This is a genomic window from Chryseobacterium sp. YIM B08800 (assembly GCF_026163565.1).
In the GTDB taxonomy this organism is placed as follows: Bacteria; Bacteroidota; Bacteroidia; order Flavobacteriales; family Weeksellaceae; genus Chryseobacterium.
Window position 1 is genome coordinate 16,599 of the sequence record NZ_JAPDKN010000009.1, and the last position, 19,759, is coordinate 36,357.

A 19,759-nucleotide genomic window follows, 5' to 3' on the forward strand; every position below is an offset into this window, starting at 1 on the left:
TATTTTAGAATTTAGCTTTAAAATTAAACTAAAACTCCGTTTTTAGAAGTTATTGCATCTGGTAAATCGTTTTCTCCTGCAATCTGTAAAAGATCAATCTCTATATTTCTGCAAATCGAAAGCATTGGAATATCAAACATCAATCCTTCGAAAGGGTTTTCAGAATAATCACCCACCAATTCCATAATAATATAGATCCAGCCAATTGTAATACAAAAAGGAATAGATGCCCAAATTCCCCAATCTCCAAGCTTGGCAAATTCGCTCACCAAACCTAAAGGAAGCAGCATAATAAAAATGACGTTAAAAACAAAAGCGGTACTCGCAAACTGTCTGGGTAAAGGGAATTTTTTAATTCTCTCAGCTTGTCCCTGCAAAGTATAAAATTCATTAAGACAGTCTTGCAACTGTATCTGATTGAATTCTGAAATGGCTTCCATATTTTTCAGCTCGTTCACATCTTTCGATTGTTGAGCAATAAGGTAAGTTGCAAAGTTTTTGTAATGGGATTGTAGTTCGGATTCTTCTTCAGATAAATATTTATTGAGGAAAATAGGAGTTCTTCCGTAATCGGGAAAACCTGCCTTTATCAGACGATTTCGTTTGTGATCTATATTTTTGAAATGTTCTTCTTCTACTTTAATGTGCTCCCATTCAGCTGGAACCAAAAGCTGTTCACGAAAAGCATACAACCATGCAATATGACGATGAACAATCTTTTTCTTGCGGTCTTCAATATCAAACTTTCCCAAATTTTCATTGTTGGTATCAAAAGCATAAACCATAGACGCAAACGAGCGGCTTGAATTGACAATTCCGCCCCAAATTTTTCTGGCTTCCCACAATCTGTCGTACGCCTGATTATTTTTAAAACCGACCAAAAACGCCTCTGCGGTACCGATCAAAGCAACCGGAACCCAGGGAATAATCATCCAGTCCCAATGAAAAACGTGAAAAAGTACAGCAATCAAAGTACACCAAACAGCAATTAAAATTAAATGGAATCCTGATAAGTTAAGAACCTGCCTGTAATTGACGTATTTTGTAGTAATCATTTAAATGTAAAATTTTTGTATAACCAAGTTAGCAAAAAGTGTACAAAAAAACCTCTAAAAATTTTAGAGGTCTTATTATTTATTTTTTGTCTGAATTAATATTTCAGCATTTCACCAATTTTCTTCGTAAGCTTTTCAGCATTTGGAAGCATTTCTTTTTCCAGAACTAAATTGATTGGAACTGCAGGTGTATCAAGCGATCCCATAGTTTCTACAGGAGCATCAAGATATTTGAAGCAGTTTTTAGAAATACGGTGTGCAAAAGCTTCAGCGAAAGAATTATTAAGTTGTTCTTCTGTTAAAACGATACATTTTCCGTGTGCTTTTACTCTTTCAAAAACCAATTCTTCATCCAATGGAATAAGGGTTCTTAAATCAATTACTTCCACTTTTCCACCAAAGTTCTTTACGGCTTCTTTAGCCCAATAAACTCCCATTCCGTAAGTGATTACCACTACAGTATTTCCTTTTTTGATTTGATTATCATCAGCTTCGATTACGATTTTTCCTTTTCCAAAAGGTAAAATATAGTCTTCAGCAGGCTCAATCGTTTTTGCATCTTCAGTTCCGGGAACTTTGCTCCAGTATAAACCTTTATGCTCTAACATAATAACAGGATTCGGGTCGTAATAAGCTGCTTTTAATAAACCTTTGAAATCAGCTGCGTTGCTTGGATAAGCGATTTTAATCCCTTTAATATTTGCTAAAATACTTTCAACACTTCCACTGTGGTAAGGTCCACCACCTCCGTAAGCTCCGATTGGAACACGGATGATGTTGCTTACAGGGAATTTACCCTGACTTAAATAACTTGATTTTGAAATTTCCGTGATTAACTGATTGATCCCCGGATAAATATAGTCTGCAAACTGTACTTCAACAATCGGTTTTAAACCAACTGCGCTCATTCCGGTTGTAGAACCAATGATATAAGCTTCTTGGATTGCTGTATTGAAAACTCTTTTACTTCCGAATTTCTTCCCTAAAGTTACGGTCTCACGGAAAACACCACCAATTCTTTCACCAACATCCTGTCCGTACAACAGTGCTTCAGGATGTTTCCACATGATTTCCTGAATAGCGTGAATGGCAGCATCTACCATTACAATTTTTTCACCGCCTGCAGGTTCACGAGTTCCTACTTCTTCTATGATAGGAGTCGGAGCGAAAATATGTTGCATCACTGTTTCAGGCTTCGGGTCTTCAGCTTTTTGAGCTTTTTCGAATGCTTCTTCAGCTTCTAGACGAGCTTTTTTAGTGATTTGTTTTAATAATTCTTCATCAACACCAGATTCAAGCAATTGATTTCTTAAGATCTCTCCTGGGTCTTTTGCTCTGTGCTTCGTTAAATCTTCTTCATCTCTATAGAATTCTCTTCTCACTCCGGAAGTATGGTGACCGATCAAAACTGTTTTTGCACAAACAACCAAAGGTTTTCTTTCTGCTCTTACGAAATCTACAGCCTTTTTCATCACCTCGAAGCTTTCAACGAAATTAGTTCCGTCAACTCGCATTCTTCCCAAGCCTTCAAACCCTGCTACGAAATCATAGGCATCACAAGTTCTCGCTTCTTCTTTGGTAACTGAAATTCCCCATTCATTATCCTGAACCAAGAAAATAATAGGAAGTTGGTGTAAAGCTGCAAATTGCAATGCTTCACTTACTTCACCTTCAGTCACAGAATTATCTCCAAGACTACAAACAACAACTGGGTTGTTTTCAAATTGCTGTAAATTAAAATCCTGAATATATTTTATTCCTTGAGCAACTCCAGCAGTTGGAATAGTCTGCATTCCGGTTGCTGAACTTTGGTGAATAATTTTTGGTTTGTCTTCATCTCTGCTAGAAGGGTGAGAATAATATGATCTACCTCCTGAAAAAGGATCATCTGCTTTTGCTAATAATTGTAACATTAATTGGTAAGGCTGAAAACCTATTCCTAAAAGAATGCTTTCGTCTCTGTAATAAGGAGAAACCCAGTCTTCTTTTTTTAATTGGTAAGCCGTTGCCAACTGAATAGCCTCATGACCTCTTGATGTGCTATGAACATATTTGGTAACATTTCTGTTCTCTTCATAAATATCTGCCATTGCTTTTGCAAGCATTATGTGATTGTACGCTTTAAGCAAAATATCTTTTGAAACTTTCTCGTGAAGTGTATTTTCCATAGGAAGCAAATATACATAAAAAAACAAAACACTAACAAGTGTTAGTGTTTTGTAAGGATATTTATGAAATGATTGTTATTCTTTAATTACTTTCTTGGTAATTACATCTTTGGCTGTTTTTATTTGAATAATATAAATTCCTTTGGCGTAAGACGATAAATTTACATTTTCTTGCTCATTATTAATAGTTCCTGACTGTATTTTTTTACCAGACATATCAAATACACTGAAAGTAGATTTTTTAGGAGCTTTGATTATTTTTACAAAATCTTTTGTAATAGAAGGTGCTACTACGATGCCACTTAAAGTATTTGTAGTCTCATTTGTTCCTAAAACTTCTTGATTGTAACCACTTACTATTATTGAGTAATTTTGAGGAGTTGTATTTCCGGATTCGTTAATTAAAGTTCCTTTATTAGAAATTTCAATTCTATAATTTCTTCCAGCCACGGGATTGTCTAAAACGATTTGTTCTACATTATCGACCGTATTATCACCTTTTGTTGCTGGAGACATAGGGTTATTTGCATCTAATTTCCAAGGATAATAAACTGTATTGTTGGTTGTGTCAATAATTCTAATATCTAAATCATTAACCAATCTTGAAATTCTATTATTGTATGCTGCAGCCCAAGTAAGAGGATCTGGCAAGGCATATTCAGGATCAATCCACGAAATAGTTACTTTTAAAGGTTCAGTACCTGAAGCAGTTACTGTTTTTTGATTAACTGCTCCTGTGTTTAAAGTTTCATCTGCAAAGATTATTGAATTATTTGCTTTTCCTACTAATAATTCTGCACCTTTTTGAGCGTTAATGTACCCCCACCCAAACCAAGGATCTGGACCTACATTTCCAGCCTCGGAAGCTGAATGTACCATTAATGTTTTTGCACTTGCAGCATTTAAATTCTGATTCAAAAATAAATCTTTGTAAATCTGCATCCATAATCCTATAACACCAGTTACTACGGGAGCAGAATAAGATGTTCCGCTTCCATAATCATACGAAACGCTTCCTGTGGTATTCTCAGCTGTAGCTGCAGAAAATACATCTGTTCCTGTCGTAGAAATGTCGGGTTTTATACCACCATCATCTCTTGGTCCTGCACTGCTGTACTCAGAATGTACTACGTCTGAAGGTGAAGAATATCTGAAATTGTTAGAAGAAATAACATCGGTAGCTCCTACAATAATGATGTTTTTTGCTAAAGAGCCATTGCTAATACAGTCATATCCCTGAGCGCAATTTACTTGTGGTAAAGTATCTGTTGCTGTAAATTGTACTGCGTTTCCATTATCGTCTCCGTAATATTTAGGAGCAGTCGAGTCAATGGTTGGTCCCATTCCATAAGAATTTCCTGCAGATTTTACAATGATATAAGAAGGGTTGTTGTATACAATCTGATCATATGCTACATCACTACTAAAATAAGTACCTTGTAAGTCCATTGAAACATTCGGACTTTCATAGACTCCATTCCAAACCCAGGCATTTGCACCATTTACATATCCAATATCCCAACCAAGATTTGAACCATAAGAGTGATTAGAAATACTTGGCTGAGCAAGTAAAATTTTCTGAAAAACATTACTTGTAGAAGTATTTCCTGGCAATGTTGTAGTAGCAAACCTATAAGAATCCATAGTAGAGCCTGTCGCAACACCTTTGGTATCTCCAGAAATTGTAGTTGTTCCGTTTGATCCTGAAACTTGTATACTTCTACCTCCTATAAAACTTGCCACTCCTGTTGAATGAGCACTATAAACATTAGATGCCGCTTCTTTATTAGTAATTCTGTTTTGTGCATTATCAAATGCTGGATGAGCTGCGTAAATTCTTCCACCGTCGAAAATAGTAAACTTAATGCCTTCTCCGTTGTATGCATTATTTAGACCAGCAATTAAACCAGCAGTGTTTAATTTATCAGAATTTGCATTGTATCCTTGTCTAATGTCTTGTTGTTTGTAAAAAAAAGGTCTTCCGTCAGGTAAAAATCCTGCAAGGTTACTTCTTTGTTCCTCAATTTCTTTTTCCACTGTGGCGCTTTTATTATCACCGTAATGTTTAGCAACATAAGCATTAAACTTTGTGTTGTTTTCTACTTTCTGCTGTTCAAATTCTCTCTGTAATTTTTCATTGTTTTGGGCACTTATCAGGACGATTGGTAAAGTGCTGACTTTTATGGGTGTGTATGAGGTGTTGTTTTTAATTAAATAATAAATAAAATGAGGTAATCTTTAATAAATAAAATATTATGATAATATTTTGATAATGATATTGCGTTTTTTTTAATTTAAACAAAATTGAATAGTTGTAATCAGGTAAAAAATAATTTTTCTGTTTTTTGATTAAACTAAATCGTACTTTTTTTTGAGAAAGTAATTAATCTATTTTATTGTTTTTAAATTTTTAAGAAATTGAAAAATCCCAATCGTAAATTAGAAGTTTTATTTGGAAAATTGAAGTAACTTTACATTCTCTTTTTTTTAATAAAAGCTAGAAAAAATACATGTATTTAGTTTTTGACACAGAAACCACAGGTTTACCGAAAAATTTTAATGCCCCATTATCAGATTCAGACAACTGGCCAAGAATGGTGCAGATTGCTTGGCAATTGCATGATGATGAAGGTAATTTGCTTGAGAATCAAGATTATATAATAAAGCCGGAAGGGTATGATATTCCCTTTAATGCTGCTAGAATTCACGGAATTACTACCAAAATTGCTAATGAAGAAGGTCGAGATTTACAGGAGATTTTAGAGGAGTTTTCTAAAGTTTTAGAAAGAGTAAGAGTGGTTTCCGGACATAATGTTGAGTTTGATTACAATATTGTAGGTGCCGAATTTTTCAGAAAAAATATTCAAGATAATCTTCAGGAAAAACCAAAAGCCGATACCATGATTTTAGGGACAAATTATTGTCAACTAGGTGGTGGAAGAGGTGGCAAGTATAAATCTCCAAAATTGGAAGAGTTATACGAGAAATTATATGGTCATAAATTTGATGAAGCGCATAATGCAGCAGCCGATGTAAATGCTACAGCTCAGGTTTTCTTCGAAATGATGCGTATCGGGATTATTCCTGCTGAGGTTTTAAAAACTTCGGAAGATCAGCTGGCTTATTTCAAGACTTTGCATCCCAATCCGATTAAGCCTTTTGGAATAATTATCAGAAGGCAGGTTGCGGATTTTAATAATAAGAAAAAGCAGTCCGATGTCGGAAGCATCGATGATATCGATTTAGGAAGATATTTCAACTTCGATAACAAAAGTGTTTTTTCAACATTAACGGCGACTTCAGGAATTAATGATTTAATAAAGAAAGCTTCAGAAGAAAATTTTCCTGCGGTCGGAATGGTCGATTTAGGGAACATGATGGGTGCTTTCAAGTTTGTTTCAGCAGTCGAATCTACTAATTCAGATCGTTCAAAAAAACATAAAGAATATTTAGCAAAAAAGCAGGAAGCTGAAGAAAACGGAACAGAATTTAATGAAGAAGAACCTGTTTCTGAACCTTTGATTCCTGTTATAGGTTGTGAATTTTATATTTCAGACCGTTACGAGCAAAAGCAATTTACAAAAGACGATCCCGACAGAAGAACGCAAGTGGTTTTATTGGCGAAAGATTTTAATGGATATAAAAATTTAGCAAAACTTTCGAGTATTGGTTTTCTTAAAGGGTTTTATTTCGGAGTTCCAAGGATTAGCAGAGAATTAATTGCTGAATATAAGGATGGGCTAATTGCTTTAACTTCTGGAATTCACGGTGATATTCCTGATGCAATTCTAAATACGGGAGAGCAAAAAGGGGAGGAGCTTTTCAAGTGGTGGAAAGATACTTTTGAAGAAGATTTTTATGTTCAGATTCAAAATCATAAATTGCCTGAAGAAGAGCATTTGAATGATGTGTTGTTGCATTTTGCAGATAAGTATAATGTTAAAATATTAGCACAGAATCAAACTTATTACACCGATAAGGATGATTCTAATATTCAGGATATTGTAAGCTGTATTAAAGATGGTGAGAAGCTGACAACGCCTGTTGGAAAAGGTTTTGGGAAAAGAAGAGGTTTGGCAACCGGAGAATATTACATTAAAAATTCTCATGAAATAAAAGAAGCTTTTCTAAATTATCCTGACGCATTTGATGCGTATGAGGAATTTACGGCAAAATTCAGTCCTTATACTTTAAAAAGAGACGTACTTCTTCCAAAATTTGATATTCCTGAGCAATTTATTCACGCAGAAGATGAGATTGATGGAGGTAAACGTGGGGAAATGGCTTATTTAACGCATTTAACTTATGAAGGCGCAAAAATTAGATATAAAGATACCGGAATTACGCCTGAAATCAAGGAGCGTCTCGACTTTGAGCTGGAAGTTGTTGCAAACACAGGTTATCCCGGTTACTTTTTGATTGTACAGGATTTCTGTAACGAAGCCCGAAAAATGGGAGTTTGGGTTGGTCCTGGTCGTGGTTCTGCAGCAGGTTCTGCAGTTGCCTATTGTACAGGAATTACCAACGTAGACCCGATAAAATATGATTTGCTATTTGAGAGATTCCTTAATCCGGAAAGGATTTCAATGCCCGATATTGATATCGATTTTGATGATGAAGGTCGAGATAAAATCATTAAATGGGTTGTAGAAAAATATGGTAAAAATCAGGTGGCGCAGATTATTACATACTCGGTTTTGGGTGGGAAATCTGCGATTAAAGATGCGGGAAGAGTTTTAGATTTACCAATTCCTGATACTAATAATATTGCAAAGCTTATTCCTCCAAGTCCGGGAATGAATATTGCAAAAGCTTTATCTAAATACGATAAACTAAAGCCTGAAGAACAAATGCTTGTCGATGAGATGAAGTATGTTCTAAATACTCCGGGAGATGCACGTCATGATGTTTTATCGAGTGCAAAAAAGATGGAAGGCTGTATCCGAAATACCGGAATTCACGCTTGTGGAGTTATCATTACACCGGAAGATGTGAGTAATCTGGTTCCGGTGACAATTGCGGCGAAAGATGCCGATATTTTGGTTTCGCAGTTTGATAACTCGGTGGCGGAAAGTGCAGGACTTTTGAAGATGGACTTTTTGGGACTGCGAACTTTGACGATTATTAAAGACGCTTTAAAAATAATTAAAACAAGGCATGGAATTGATATTGATCCGGATTTGATTCCTTTGGATGATACTAAAACTTATCAATTATTTAAGGAAGGAAGAACGGTTGGGATTTTTCAATATGAAAGTCCGGGGATGCAAAAATACATGCGTGAACTGAAACCAACAGTTTTTGCCGATCTGATTGCCATGAATGCTCTTTACCGACCGGGTCCTATTAAATATATTCCAAATTTCATCAACAGAAAACACGGAATAGAAGAGATTGTTTACGATTTACCTGAAACAGAAGAATATTTAAAAGAAACTTACGGAATTACGGTCTATCAGGAGCAGGTAATGCTTTTATCCCAAAAATTGGCCAATTTTACAAAAGGTGAAGCCGATACTTTGAGAAAAGCGATGGGTAAAAAGCAGATTGAGGTTCTTAATAAAATGTACCCGAAATTCATTGAAGGCGGAAGAAAAAACAACTTAGATGAAGGTCCTTTAGAAAAAATATGGAATGACTGGAAAGCCTTTGCAGAGTATGCTTTCAACAAATCTCACTCTACTTGCTATGCATTTATTGCTTATCAAACAGCTTATTTAAAAGCCAATTATCCGGCAGAATATATGGCGAGTGTAATGAGTAATAACATTAACAATACCGAATCGATTACCATGTTTATGGAAGATTGCAAAAGTATGGGGGTTGATGTTTTGGGACCTGATGTAAATGAATCGCAGTATAAGTTTTCTGTAAACGAAAAAGGGCAGATTCGTTTTGGTTTGGGTGCGATCAAAGGAATTGGGGAAGGTCCGAGTGAAGGAATTACCAGAGAAAGAGCCAACGGAAGATTTAAAAATATTTATGATTTTTTTGAAAGAATTTTGCCTTCTCAGATGAATAAAAGAGTGGCAGAAAGTTTGGTGGTTGCAGGGGCTTTTGATGAATTAGATTCTTTCCACAGAGGTCAGTATTTTGATATTGATATGTCGGGGAAAACAAATTTGGAACGTTTGATAAGGTATGGGCAAAGTTTTCAGGAGAGTAAAAATGAGATGGAGTATTCTCTTTTTGCTGATTTTGCTGATGAAGTTCAGATTGAACAGCCAAAATTAGCGCCTTGTCCGGAATGGCCAAATATGCATAAATTAAATAAAGAAAAAGAAACGATTGGTTTCTATCTTTCCGCGCATCCGCTCGATGAGTTTAAATTTCAGTATCAGTTTATGCAGGGAAGTCTTTCCAAAAAATCTGTTTTGGAAAAAGATGAAGAAGCGAAAGTAGTAAATGATGAAGTTCCGATTCTTGAAAAAGATTCTGTGGATGAGGTTGCAGATTTAATTGAAATTGTATCTGATGAACTGTCAACCGGTGAAGAAGAGATTATAGAAGAAGTAACCAAAAAAGCTGAACCGAAGGGTGTTTTTGGGTTTTTAAATCTTGACGAGGTGGATGCTTATAAAGAGCAGGCTTTTGCAAATAAGCAAGAGGAATTATTTGAAGAAAAGAAAAAAGACTGGAAAACACTACAAAAAGAAAGAGAAAACAGTGGCGGCGGAAAAGAGTACACAGTTGCCGGTTTGATTACAGAATATGTGGTGAAAGATGGTTTCAGAAGTGGTGAAAAAGTGGCTTTTGTAACTTTGGAGGATTATTCTGGCTCATATTCTTTCAGGTTGGGAGACCGTGATTATATGAAGCTGAAAGAGAAATTGGAGGTGCAACGTTTTGTAATTTTAAAAATAAAATTTGCCCAGGTAAAAGATGGGAGAGTATTCGTAAATGTAAATGAAGTGATTGAATTGCAAGAAGCTTTTGAAAAATTTGCAAAAAGTATCTCTTTAGTAATGGATGTGATGGATTTCAGACCGGAAGATCTTAGTTTCTTCAGAAATGTTCTGAATGAAAACCAAGGGAATCAAAAATTTAAATTTTACATTAAGAATGTTGAAGATGATTCTCATATTGAAGTTCAGTCAATGAAACATTCGATAAATCTTAATGGAGATTTGATTAAAAATATACAACTCCTTAATAAATATGAATTTTATCTGAATTAATCTTTATTAAGAAATTAATGAAAAATCGCAATCAAAAATCAGATTGCGATTTTTTTTATGTTTTAAAATTAATGAAATTTTAAAATATTTATTGTTAAATAGATTGAATACTCTATTAGTTTAATAGGTTAATAATTAGTTGTTTACACTTGATTATGATTGTAGCAGTTGGGATTGCAATTAAATGTTTGTTTAGTTATTTTTTGGCAATATTTCAATTATATGGTTTTATTGTTGTTATTTTTTTAAAATATTAACATTTTTTTTGATTTGTAATATTAATATTTATTAATTTAGCCCTCTAATTTTAATTTAACTGAGTATGAAAAAATTTTTACTAACGTGCATGTTGGCTCTAAGCGCTGGAACTTATGCACAGGTAGGACCTCCTTCAGGTGCGAATCCCAATCCCAATAATGGTTATGGTTTTGCACAATCTTCAGGAACCTACACATCACTTTCTGCCAGCCGAACTATTTGGCAATCTGGATCAACCCTTTCAACTGATGGTATTTCCAGCTCGGTGACGATACCATCCTTTAAGTATAATGGGAGGACGTATAATTCTGTTTTTATTAGTAATAATGGATTTATCACATTTGGTACAACGCCTAGCTTAGCAACCACCACTACAGGTCTATCAACTGATTCGTCTGCGCCAAATACTATAGAAGGCGCAATTGCTGGTTTTTCGTCCAATTTAGTGAATGCTAATACAACAACTTCTGAAATTGCTTATGAAACGGTAGGTTCTAAATTCGTAGTACAATTTACAGATCTCAAATTGAGCGGAGGTTCTGCTAATCAATTACTTAATTTTCAAATTCAATTGGATTCATCAAATAATTCAATTGCTATCGTTTATGGAACTTGTGCTTCGGGAAGCGCAAACGCAACAGGGCAGATTGGATTAAAAGGTGCAGAAGCTTCTGATGTTAACAATAGACTAGGAACTGATTGGACCGCAACAGCAGTTGGTACATCAGCTACATCAAATGTAACATTAGGAACTACTGGCGGAACAACAATACCAGCATCTGGATTAACATTTACCTATAGTCCGGGAACTTGGATTGCCGCTCCAACCACATATGCAACAATTCCTTTTACTGAAAATTTTTCTACTTGGGCAAACGGAAATTCAACACTAGATTTACCCAATGCTTCATATTGGAGAACTTGGCCATCTAGAGGCGATAATTCTTGGAGACAAAGCGATATTTCTTCAAGTGGGTTTACATCAGCTTCGGGTTGGAACTCAGTAGGTGGAACTGCAACAGTAGCTGCTCCGGCTACAGCGCCCACAGCAAGATTTCATTCTTATAATTGTTTATACGTTTCTGGATCCATGGATTTATACGTAAATCTTTCTGGAAGTTCTGGTGATAGGCTTTTAACATTTAATTATATTAATCCTTCAGGTACTGATGTTTTAAAAATTCAGTTATCTACGGATGGAGGAAACACTTTTACTAACATTGGCTCTTCGTTAGGAGTTCAGGCTGCGTGGTCTACAAAAGATTTTGTTTTACCTTCATCAAGTAGTACAGCAATTTTAAGATTTTTAGCAACCGGAGATAATGGTAGTGATGATATCTATGTAGATAACGTAAATATAGCAATTAACACCACAGCTCCTGCATGCACAACCATTACAGCTCCTCTTAATAATGCTACCGGAGTTGTTATTAATCCCACAATAACCTGGGCTTCGTCTTTGGGAGCATCTTCATATAAAATAAATTTAGGAACGATTCCTGGAGGTACTGATATTCTTAATAGTTTTGATGTAGGAAATGTGCTTACTTATACATTACCTGCTGCAACTCCATTATTGTATGGTAAAATATACTATGTAACAATTTTGCCTATAAATGGAAATGGCATAGCTACAGGATGTACAGAATTTTCCTTTACAACCAAAAACTTAAGTTGTCCTTCTGTGACTGCTCCTTCATCAGCTGCGACGGGGGTGTCTACTACTCCTACATTTACATGGGGTGCTGTAACAGATGCTACTGGATATAAGCTTACGATAGGCACTACTGCAGGCGGTAATAATATTTTGAATGCTTTTGATCTTGGAAATGTTACAACCTATACATTACCAACACCATTAATGATTGGAACAAAATATTTTTATACGATAAATGCTTATAATTCTTACAACTCTTCCTTAAGTTGTACTGAAAGAAACTTTACTACTGCTGGCTGTGCAACTGTGACTGCACCTACTGCCGGTGCTACTGGTGTTTCTGTTACACCTACATTTACTTGGACTGCCGCTGCAGGAGTCGCTGGTTATAAATTAACCATTGGATCAACTGTGGGTGGTAATAATATTTTAAATGCATTTGATGTAGGTAATGTGACTACTTATACATTACCAACACCTTTAACATTGGGAACAAAGTATTATTATACATTAAATAGTTATGATGCATCAAGTACTACTACAGGATGTACAGAGAGAAACTTTACTACCGTTACTGCATGCCCTAGTGTAAGTGCACCAGCATCAGCAGCCACGGGAGTTTCTGTGACACCTACCTTCACTTGGACGGCTAATACAAATGCAATAGGATATAAGATTACAATTGGAACTACTTCGGGTGGAAATGATGTGCTAAATGCTTTTGATGTAGGTAATGTTCTTACTTATACTTTACCTACTCCTCTAAATAATGGTATAAAGTATTTTTATACTATCAGCGGATATAATGCAACAAGTACATCTTTAGGATGTTCCGAAAGAAATTTTACAACTGTAGTTACTTGTTTTGCACCTACTGCTTTGGCAATAACTGGTTCAAGTATTACAACTTCTGGAGCTACAGCAACTTGGACTGCTCCTACTACAGTTCCATCTAATGGATATGAAGTGTATTATAGCACATCTAATACAGTACCTACATTTACTACACCTTTAAATTCTACAAACTCAGTTACTTCTATTACTACTTCTGCTTCTATAAGTGGATTATTATCTTCTACTGTATATTATGTTTGGGTAAGATCGGTGTGTAATGGTCCTGATAGAAGCTCATGGTCTTCAGTGGTGTCTTTTGTTACATTGTGTCAGCCTCCTACGCTTATTTCTACTACAGGTGCAACAGTTTGTCCAGGAAATTCAGCAAATATTTCAGCGACTGCATCTACAGGAGCTATTATCAGTTGGTATGATGCTCCGACAGGGGGTGCATTGTTAACAACGGGTGGTTCATATACTACTCCGGCTGTTACAACTACTACTAGTTACTATGTGTCAGCGAGAACTTCTGGAACTAATGGTACAGTTGGCCCTATTAATCCATCTGCTTTAGGAGGAATCAGTTCAAGCAATTATACTGTTGGAACTTATTATCAAAGTTTTGACGTAATTGCACCTACAATACTTACCAGTATAGATGTTTTTCCTGTTTCAAGTGTTGCAATAGGAACAGCTTCAGCAATAGAAATTAGAAATAGCGCAGGTACAACATTAATGTCTGTGCCATATACTGTTTCTGTTAATGATGGTGTAACACCACAAACAATAATGCTTAATTTCCCTTTAAATGTAGGGACTGGATATAGAATTGGACAAGGAGAAACATTAGGTATAAACTTAAATCGTAATACTTCTGGAACAACTTATCCAATTACTTCTAGTGCGATAACAGTTACAGGGAATAATTTTGATCAAAATTATTGGTACTATATTTATAATTGGAAATTCTCTAACACATGTGAAGGTGCAAGACAAGAGGTTGTAGTTACAGTTGACTCTACTGGATGTCCTAATTTAGCTATCGGTGAGGTTATTGCAGATAAAAACAATATCAAAGCTTATCCAAATCCATTTACTGATGTATTGAATATTTCAGACGTAAGCAATGTGAAATCTATTTCTGTAGTAGATATCTCTGGTAAATTGGTTAAAACTTTTGATAAGCCAGAATCTACACTTCATTTAGGAGGATTAAATTCAGGAATGTATTTAGTTATTCTGAATATGAAAGATGGTTCTAAACAAACCATTAAAGCAATTAAAAAATAAAAATTTTTAATTAATACTATTTAGATAGCGGCTTCAATAGCTGCTATTTTTTTTAATAAACTGATTGATGATACATTAAAAATAATAGCAAAAAAAATATTTGATTTGATTGTATTCGTAATTATGAATGCGAAATATTGAAGTAAATTATGTTTTTTTTAAACTAATACAATGTTTTAATTCAATAAAACATGTTGATTGATGCTTGTTTTTAAATAAAATAGGTGAATAATTGCTGATTTGCTATTTTTAAATTGTAATTTTATGTGTAATTAATAAATAAGTATGTTATGAGAAAAATTTTACTTACATGTATGATGGCGTTGGCAGCAATGTCATCAGCGCAAATCTCTTATAGTTATGGATGGGAACCTGCCGGAGACGGATCTTGGACTTCTAGTGGTGGTTCAGGGTGGTATAGCAGATCAGAAACTGCACCATGTACAGGAATTGGAAGTATGCGAGCTAATAATTATTACAATAGCTCTTCTTACTTAATTTCTCCTGCGTTAACAGGAACAAATGGTGGAATTTTAAATGTTAGTTTCGCTTATAAGGTTACAGAATATGCTGACATTACTACAGGTGCTTCATTGGCAGATTTTGGTGTAATAAAATTAGATTGGGCAACTTCTGAAAATGGACCGTGGACGACAGCTTATACAATAGATAATACAAGTCATGTAGTATCTGCATCTTGTGCTACTAAATCGGCTACTATTTCTGGTGTACCATCTTCCGGAAATTTATTCATTAGATTTGAAGCAAAATCTGCACTCGATACATCAGATAATTATGTTTATTTTGATGATATTAATATAACTCAGGGTGCCGTACCATCGTGTCTTGAACCGAGTTCTGTAACTTCATCAAATATAACATCTGCTACTGCAGATATTTCCTGGACAGCACCTGCATCAGCTCCGGCAAATGGGTATGAACTCTACTACAATGCAAATGGAATTCCTCCAACAGCTACAACAACTCCAGTCTATACGAATATTGTTGGGACTTCTAAAGCATTATCCGGACTTTCTCCTGGTCTTCAACATTATGTTTGGGTAAGGTCTAGCTGTACAACGACTTCTAAAAGTGCATGGTCTGCGGTGAATACTTTTGATACATTATGTGGAGTAATTACACCTAATTTTACGTTTGATTTTATGAATGGTATCAATGACTGTTGGGAAGAAGCAGATACGGGAACGCCGGCAACTACTCCTTCAGGAACTTCTTCAAATTGGTATGATACTGGGTTTTTAAATAACGGATCTGATGGTGCTTTAGGTGTTAATATTTACACAAGTTCATGGTTTCCGGAAACATTTAATTCTTGGGCAATTACTCCTGTATTTAATCTTTCGGCAGGAGGGTATCGTGTAAAATTTGATTATGGATTGACCGAATATGGAGATACAACTTCTGGTTCTTTAGGTTCAGATGATGTAGTGCAGTTTGTTATTTCTCAGGATGGTGGTACAACATGGACAGTCCTTCAAACATGGAATAGTTCAAGTACAATTTCTAATACTTCAACAACTTATTCATTAGATTTAACCGCTTATAATAGTGCAAATACAAAATTTGGATTTTATGCAACTAATGGTACTGTAGAAGATTCGGAAGATGTAGAATTCTTTATCGATAATCTTGTTGTTGAGCAAATTTCATTATCGACCAATGAATCTAATGTTGTTAAAGATAGAATAAAATCTTACCCCAACCCATTTGCTGATGTTTTGAATATTTCAGACGTAAGCAATGTGAAATCTATTTCTGTAATGGATGTTGCAGGTAGAGTTGTGAAAATTTTTGATAAGCCAGAATCTACACTTCATTTAGGAGGATTAAATTCAGGAATGTATTTAGTTGTTCTCAATATGAAAGATGGTTCTAAACAAACGATTAAAGCGATTAAAAAATAATTTATTTTAAATTTCTTTATAACAAGAGACCTGTCAATTGGCAGGTCTTTTTTTTGTGACAAATAATTTTAAAGATTAAAAAAGGCTTCCCGTATTTTGGAAAGCCTAATTTTTTTTTGAAATTTTATTTATCCGGTGATACCGGTTTAATGTCCCCCGTATTCATAAGATCAAAAACTGTCGGGAAAAACAAAACAAGAATAAAATAAATAATAATCATTAATATAACTAAAGCAAATAGAATAAGAACTAAACTATTGGGTCTGTTTTTCTTTTGTGGTTCCATGATTTTGTCGATTTTTGGTTGATAGATTAATTTGTATATAATCTCTTAAGCCAATTTCTTGCCACACTGTTTACAATACCTTGCATCGTCATCAATATCTTCATTTCCACAACGTTCACAAATCAATTCTAAATTTTGTCTTTTGTTTCTCATTTCTGCAGTTACAATACCTGTAGGAACAGCAATAATAGAATAGCCGGCAAGCATCAGAATAACCGCAAAAAATTTTCCCATTGGAGTAATTGGCGAAACATCACCATAACCGACAGTTGTTACTGTTACTACAGCCCAATAAATAGATTGAGGGATTGTTTCAAAGCCAGGTCTTCCGCCTTCTACCATAAACATCAGAGAACCTACGATTACCGAAAAAATAATTAAAAATAAAAGGAAAATGTAGATTTTTCTTGAACTGTTCTTCATAGCTCGAAGAATAACAGAGCCGTCATTCATAAAGTCTAACAGGTTGAAAACCCTGAAAACACGCAACATTCTCAGCATTCTGAAGATCAGGAAATATTTGGTAACAGGAAAAAAGAAGCTCAGGTAAAACGGAACCAGCGAAAGAAAATCTATAATTCCGAAAAAACTGAAAATGTAATGTCTCTTGTTTTTTAAAACGGCAATTCTAGCCCAATATTCTGCGGTGAAAAATACGGAAATAATCCATTCAGAAATAATAAAATAGACATGATATTTTTTATCAAGTTTAGGCACACTTTCCATCATAATAATGAAAGTACTCACCAAAATAAGCGATAAAAGCGTAATATCAAACAGCTTTCCGAGCTTTGTGTCTGCCCGGTAAATGATCCTAAACAAGAATCTTTTCCAAAGTTTATCTCCCGGAACAAGATTGTGCTCTCTTTCCATGTGTGTTTTTTATTTTAACTAAATTATAACTAATTTCGTAACAAACTTACAGAATAAAATGACAATAAAAGAAGTAATTTCTATTATAGAAAAACAGATAGCAATGCCGCAAGCGGAAGATTTTGATAATGTGGGGCTTTTGTGCGGAATTCCGAGTCGTAATGTAAGTGGGGTTTTGGTTTGTCATGATGCTTTAGAAAACGTTATTGATGAAGCGATTGTCAAAAATTGCAATCTTGTGGTGTGTTTTCATCCTATTATTTTTTCAGGTTTAAAATCTCTTACCGGAAAAAACTATGTTGAAAGAGCTGTTTTAAAAGCAATTGAAAACAAAGTTGCCATTTATGCCATTCACACTGCTTTTGATAATGATTATTCTGGAGTAAATGCAGGGATTTGCAACGCTTTAGGTTTGAAAAATTTAAAAATACTTCAGCCTAAGAAAAATAATTTAAAACAATTAAATGTTTACGTTCCAAATGACTATTCAGAACAGTTAAAAGAAACTCTTTTTTCTGCCGGAGCCGGAAATATCGGTTTTTATGACGAATGTAGTTTTAAAACTGAAGGAAACGGAACTTTCAGACCAATTGAAGGCTCAAACCCTTTTTCAGGACAACAGAATGTGAGAGAAAATGCAGATGAAAATATGATTTCTGTAATTTTTGAAGCGTATAAACAACACCAGATTATTACAGCAATGAAAGAAGCGCATCCTTATGAAGAAGTTGCCTATCAGATTTATTCTTTAGATAATGAAAATCAATATTCGGGATTAGGAATGTATGGTGAGTTTGATCAGGAGATGGATGAAAAAGATTTTCTGAGATTTATTAAAGATAAATTTAATGTTGAGGTGATTAAACATTCAAATTTTATAAATAAAAAAATAAAAAGAGTAGGGGTTTTAGGTGGTTCCGGAGCAAGCGGAATAAAGTCTGCTCTTGCCAAAAAGTGTGATGCATATATCACCGGTGATCTCAAATATCACGATTATTTTCAGGCAGAATCTAAAATATTGCTTTGTGATGTAGGGCATTATGAATCAGAACAATGGGTTGCCCAACAATTATTTGAAATTTTATCACAAAAAATTAGTACATTTGCAATCTTAAATTCTAGCGAAAAAACAAACCCAGTAAATTATTTCCTTTAGATATGGCAAATTTAACAGATATTTCAGTTGAAGAAAAATTAAGAGCTTTATATGATTTACAAATCATAGATTCAAGACTAGACGAGATTCGTAACACAAGAGGAGAATTGCCAATCGAAGTTGAAGATCTTGAAATTGAAATTGAGGGTCTTGAAACAAGAGCTGAAAAATTTCATGCAGATATTAAAGAGCAAAATGATCAGATCAATACCAAAAATGAGGTGATCAACCATGCAAAAACACTTATTGAAAAATACAAATCTCAACAGGATAACGTAAGAAACAATAAAGAGTTTGAAGCTTTAGGAAAAGAGATGGAATATCAGGAACTTGAAATTCAGCTTTCTGAAAAAAGAATCAAAGAATTTGGAGCTAAAATCGCTCATAAAGAAGAAACTTTGAATGAGTTGACTACAAAGATCAACGATTTGAAGAATCACCTTAAATTCAAAAAAGAAGAATTGGAAGGTCTTGTTTCTGAAACTCAGAAAGAAGAAGAATATCTTCTTGAAAAGTCTAAAGAATTTGCTTCTAAAATCGACGAAAGATTGTTGGCTTCTTATAACAGAATCAGATCGAGCTCTTCTACAGGTTTAGCAGTTGTAGGTCTTGAAAGAGGTGCTCCTAAAGGATCATTCTTTACAATCCCTCCTCAAAAGCAAATGGAAATTGCTCAGAGAAAGAAAATTATTATTGATGAGCATTCAGGGAAAATCCTTGTAGATGACGAATTGGTAATGGAAGAAACTGAAAAAATGAAATCTGTAATTAAATTCTAATTACTCGTTTTTCAAAAATATTAATAAGACCGAAATTTTTTCGGTCTTATTTTTTTTTGATTTGTAGTCATTGCGAAAAACATAGCGACGAAGCAATCCCATAAATCCACCCATTTGATTTTAAATTCCCCTCCTTTGGAGGGGTGGCGAAAATTTCAAAGAAATTTTTGACGGGGTGGTTTAAACGGATAAAATAATTTTACAATAAAACTTAGATTCCACGCTTCACTTCGTTCCGCTCTGAATGACAAAATTTATATAAAAGAATTTAGGTCAAAAATTGTTTAGGTTTAAAATAAA

9 protein-coding genes are annotated in these 19,759 nt (G+C 34.5%); 5 read left to right on the forward strand and 4 right to left on the reverse strand.

From position 1 onward, the window contains the following. Positions 1 to 23 precede the first annotated feature (23 nt). From OEW74_RS04905 to OEW74_RS04915, 3 genes are all read right to left on the reverse strand, one after another. Complete coding sequence (locus tag OEW74_RS04905; RefSeq protein ID WP_265427437.1) at positions 24 to 1,055, reverse strand: bestrophin family protein; 1,032 nt, start codon at positions 1,053 to 1,055, stop codon at positions 24 to 26. 95 nt (positions 1,056 to 1,150) lie between these two features. Continuing rightward, positions 1,151 to 3,223 carry an alpha-ketoacid dehydrogenase subunit alpha/beta gene (locus OEW74_RS04910; protein ID WP_265427438.1) on the reverse strand — a complete coding sequence of 691 codons (2,073 nt, stop codon included), beginning with the start codon at positions 3,221 to 3,223 and terminating at the stop codon, positions 1,151 to 1,153. 75 nt (positions 3,224 to 3,298) lie between these two features. Further along, positions 3,299 to 5,260: a S8 family peptidase gene (locus OEW74_RS04915; RefSeq protein ID WP_265427439.1), complete on the reverse strand. Its 1,962-nt coding sequence runs from the start codon at positions 5,258 to 5,260 to the stop codon at positions 3,299 to 3,301. A gap of 473 nt (positions 5,261 to 5,733) precedes the next feature. On the opposite strand from OEW74_RS04915, the gene dnaE reads away from it, so the two are divergent. The 3 genes from dnaE (at position 5,734) to OEW74_RS04930 (ending at position 16,365) form a co-directional block, all read left to right on the forward strand. Beyond that, entirely contained in the window at positions 5,734 to 10,401 is a 4,668-nt protein-coding gene (dnaE, locus tag OEW74_RS04920; RefSeq protein ID WP_265427440.1) for a DNA polymerase III subunit alpha, read from the forward strand. 322 nt (positions 10,402 to 10,723) lie between these two features. Further along, positions 10,724 to 14,440 carry a T9SS type A sorting domain-containing protein gene (locus OEW74_RS04925; protein WP_265427441.1) on the forward strand — a complete coding sequence of 1,239 codons (3,717 nt, stop codon included), beginning with the start codon at positions 10,724 to 10,726 and terminating at the stop codon, positions 14,438 to 14,440. Positions 14,441 to 14,730: 290 nt separating this feature from the next. Further along, positions 14,731 to 16,365 carry a T9SS type A sorting domain-containing protein gene (locus OEW74_RS04930; RefSeq protein WP_265427442.1) on the forward strand — a complete coding sequence of 545 codons (1,635 nt, stop codon included), beginning with the start codon at positions 14,731 to 14,733 and terminating at the stop codon, positions 16,363 to 16,365. A 331-nt stretch (positions 16,366 to 16,696) separates the two neighbouring features. On the opposite strand, the gene OEW74_RS04935 is transcribed toward OEW74_RS04930, so the two are convergent. Then, complete coding sequence (locus tag OEW74_RS04935) at positions 16,697 to 17,524, reverse strand: ion transporter (protein ID WP_265427443.1); 828 nt, start codon at positions 17,522 to 17,524, stop codon at positions 16,697 to 16,699. Between the two features lie 58 nt (positions 17,525 to 17,582). Between OEW74_RS04935 and OEW74_RS04940 the strand changes: the two genes are divergently transcribed. Then, positions 17,583 to 18,680 carry a Nif3-like dinuclear metal center hexameric protein gene (locus OEW74_RS04940; RefSeq protein WP_265427444.1) on the forward strand — a complete coding sequence of 366 codons (1,098 nt, stop codon included), beginning with the start codon at positions 17,583 to 17,585 and terminating at the stop codon, positions 18,678 to 18,680. Between the two features lie 2 nt (positions 18,681 to 18,682). After that, complete coding sequence (locus OEW74_RS04945; RefSeq protein WP_265427445.1) at positions 18,683 to 19,459, forward strand: zinc ribbon domain-containing protein; 777 nt, start codon at positions 18,683 to 18,685, stop codon at positions 19,457 to 19,459. The last annotated feature ends 300 nt before the right edge of the window (positions 19,460 to 19,759 follow it).

What these genes read in the sequence shown, in the direction of transcription:
- OEW74_RS04905 (WP_265427437.1), bottom strand. Translation starts at nt 1,055, where the DNA reads ATGATTACTACAAAATACGTCAATTACAGGCAGGTTCTTAACTTATCA.
- OEW74_RS04910 (WP_265427438.1), bottom strand. Translation starts at nt 3,223, where the DNA reads ATGGAAAATACACTTCACGAGAAAGTTTCAAAAGATATTTTGCTTAAA.
- dnaE (WP_265427440.1), top strand. Translation starts at nt 5,734, where the DNA reads ATGTATTTAGTTTTTGACACAGAAACCACAGGTTTACCGAAAAATTTT.
- OEW74_RS04925 (WP_265427441.1), top strand. Translation starts at nt 10,724, where the DNA reads ATGAAAAAATTTTTACTAACGTGCATGTTGGCTCTAAGCGCTGGAACT.
- OEW74_RS04930 (WP_265427442.1), top strand. Translation starts at nt 14,731, where the DNA reads ATGAGAAAAATTTTACTTACATGTATGATGGCGTTGGCAGCAATGTCA.
- OEW74_RS04935 (WP_265427443.1), bottom strand. Translation starts at nt 17,524, where the DNA reads ATGGAAAGAGAGCACAATCTTGTTCCGGGAGATAAACTTTGGAAAAGA.
- OEW74_RS04940 (WP_265427444.1), top strand. Translation starts at nt 17,583, where the DNA reads ATGACAATAAAAGAAGTAATTTCTATTATAGAAAAACAGATAGCAATG.
- OEW74_RS04945 (WP_265427445.1), top strand. Translation starts at nt 18,683, where the DNA reads ATGGCAAATTTAACAGATATTTCAGTTGAAGAAAAATTAAGAGCTTTA.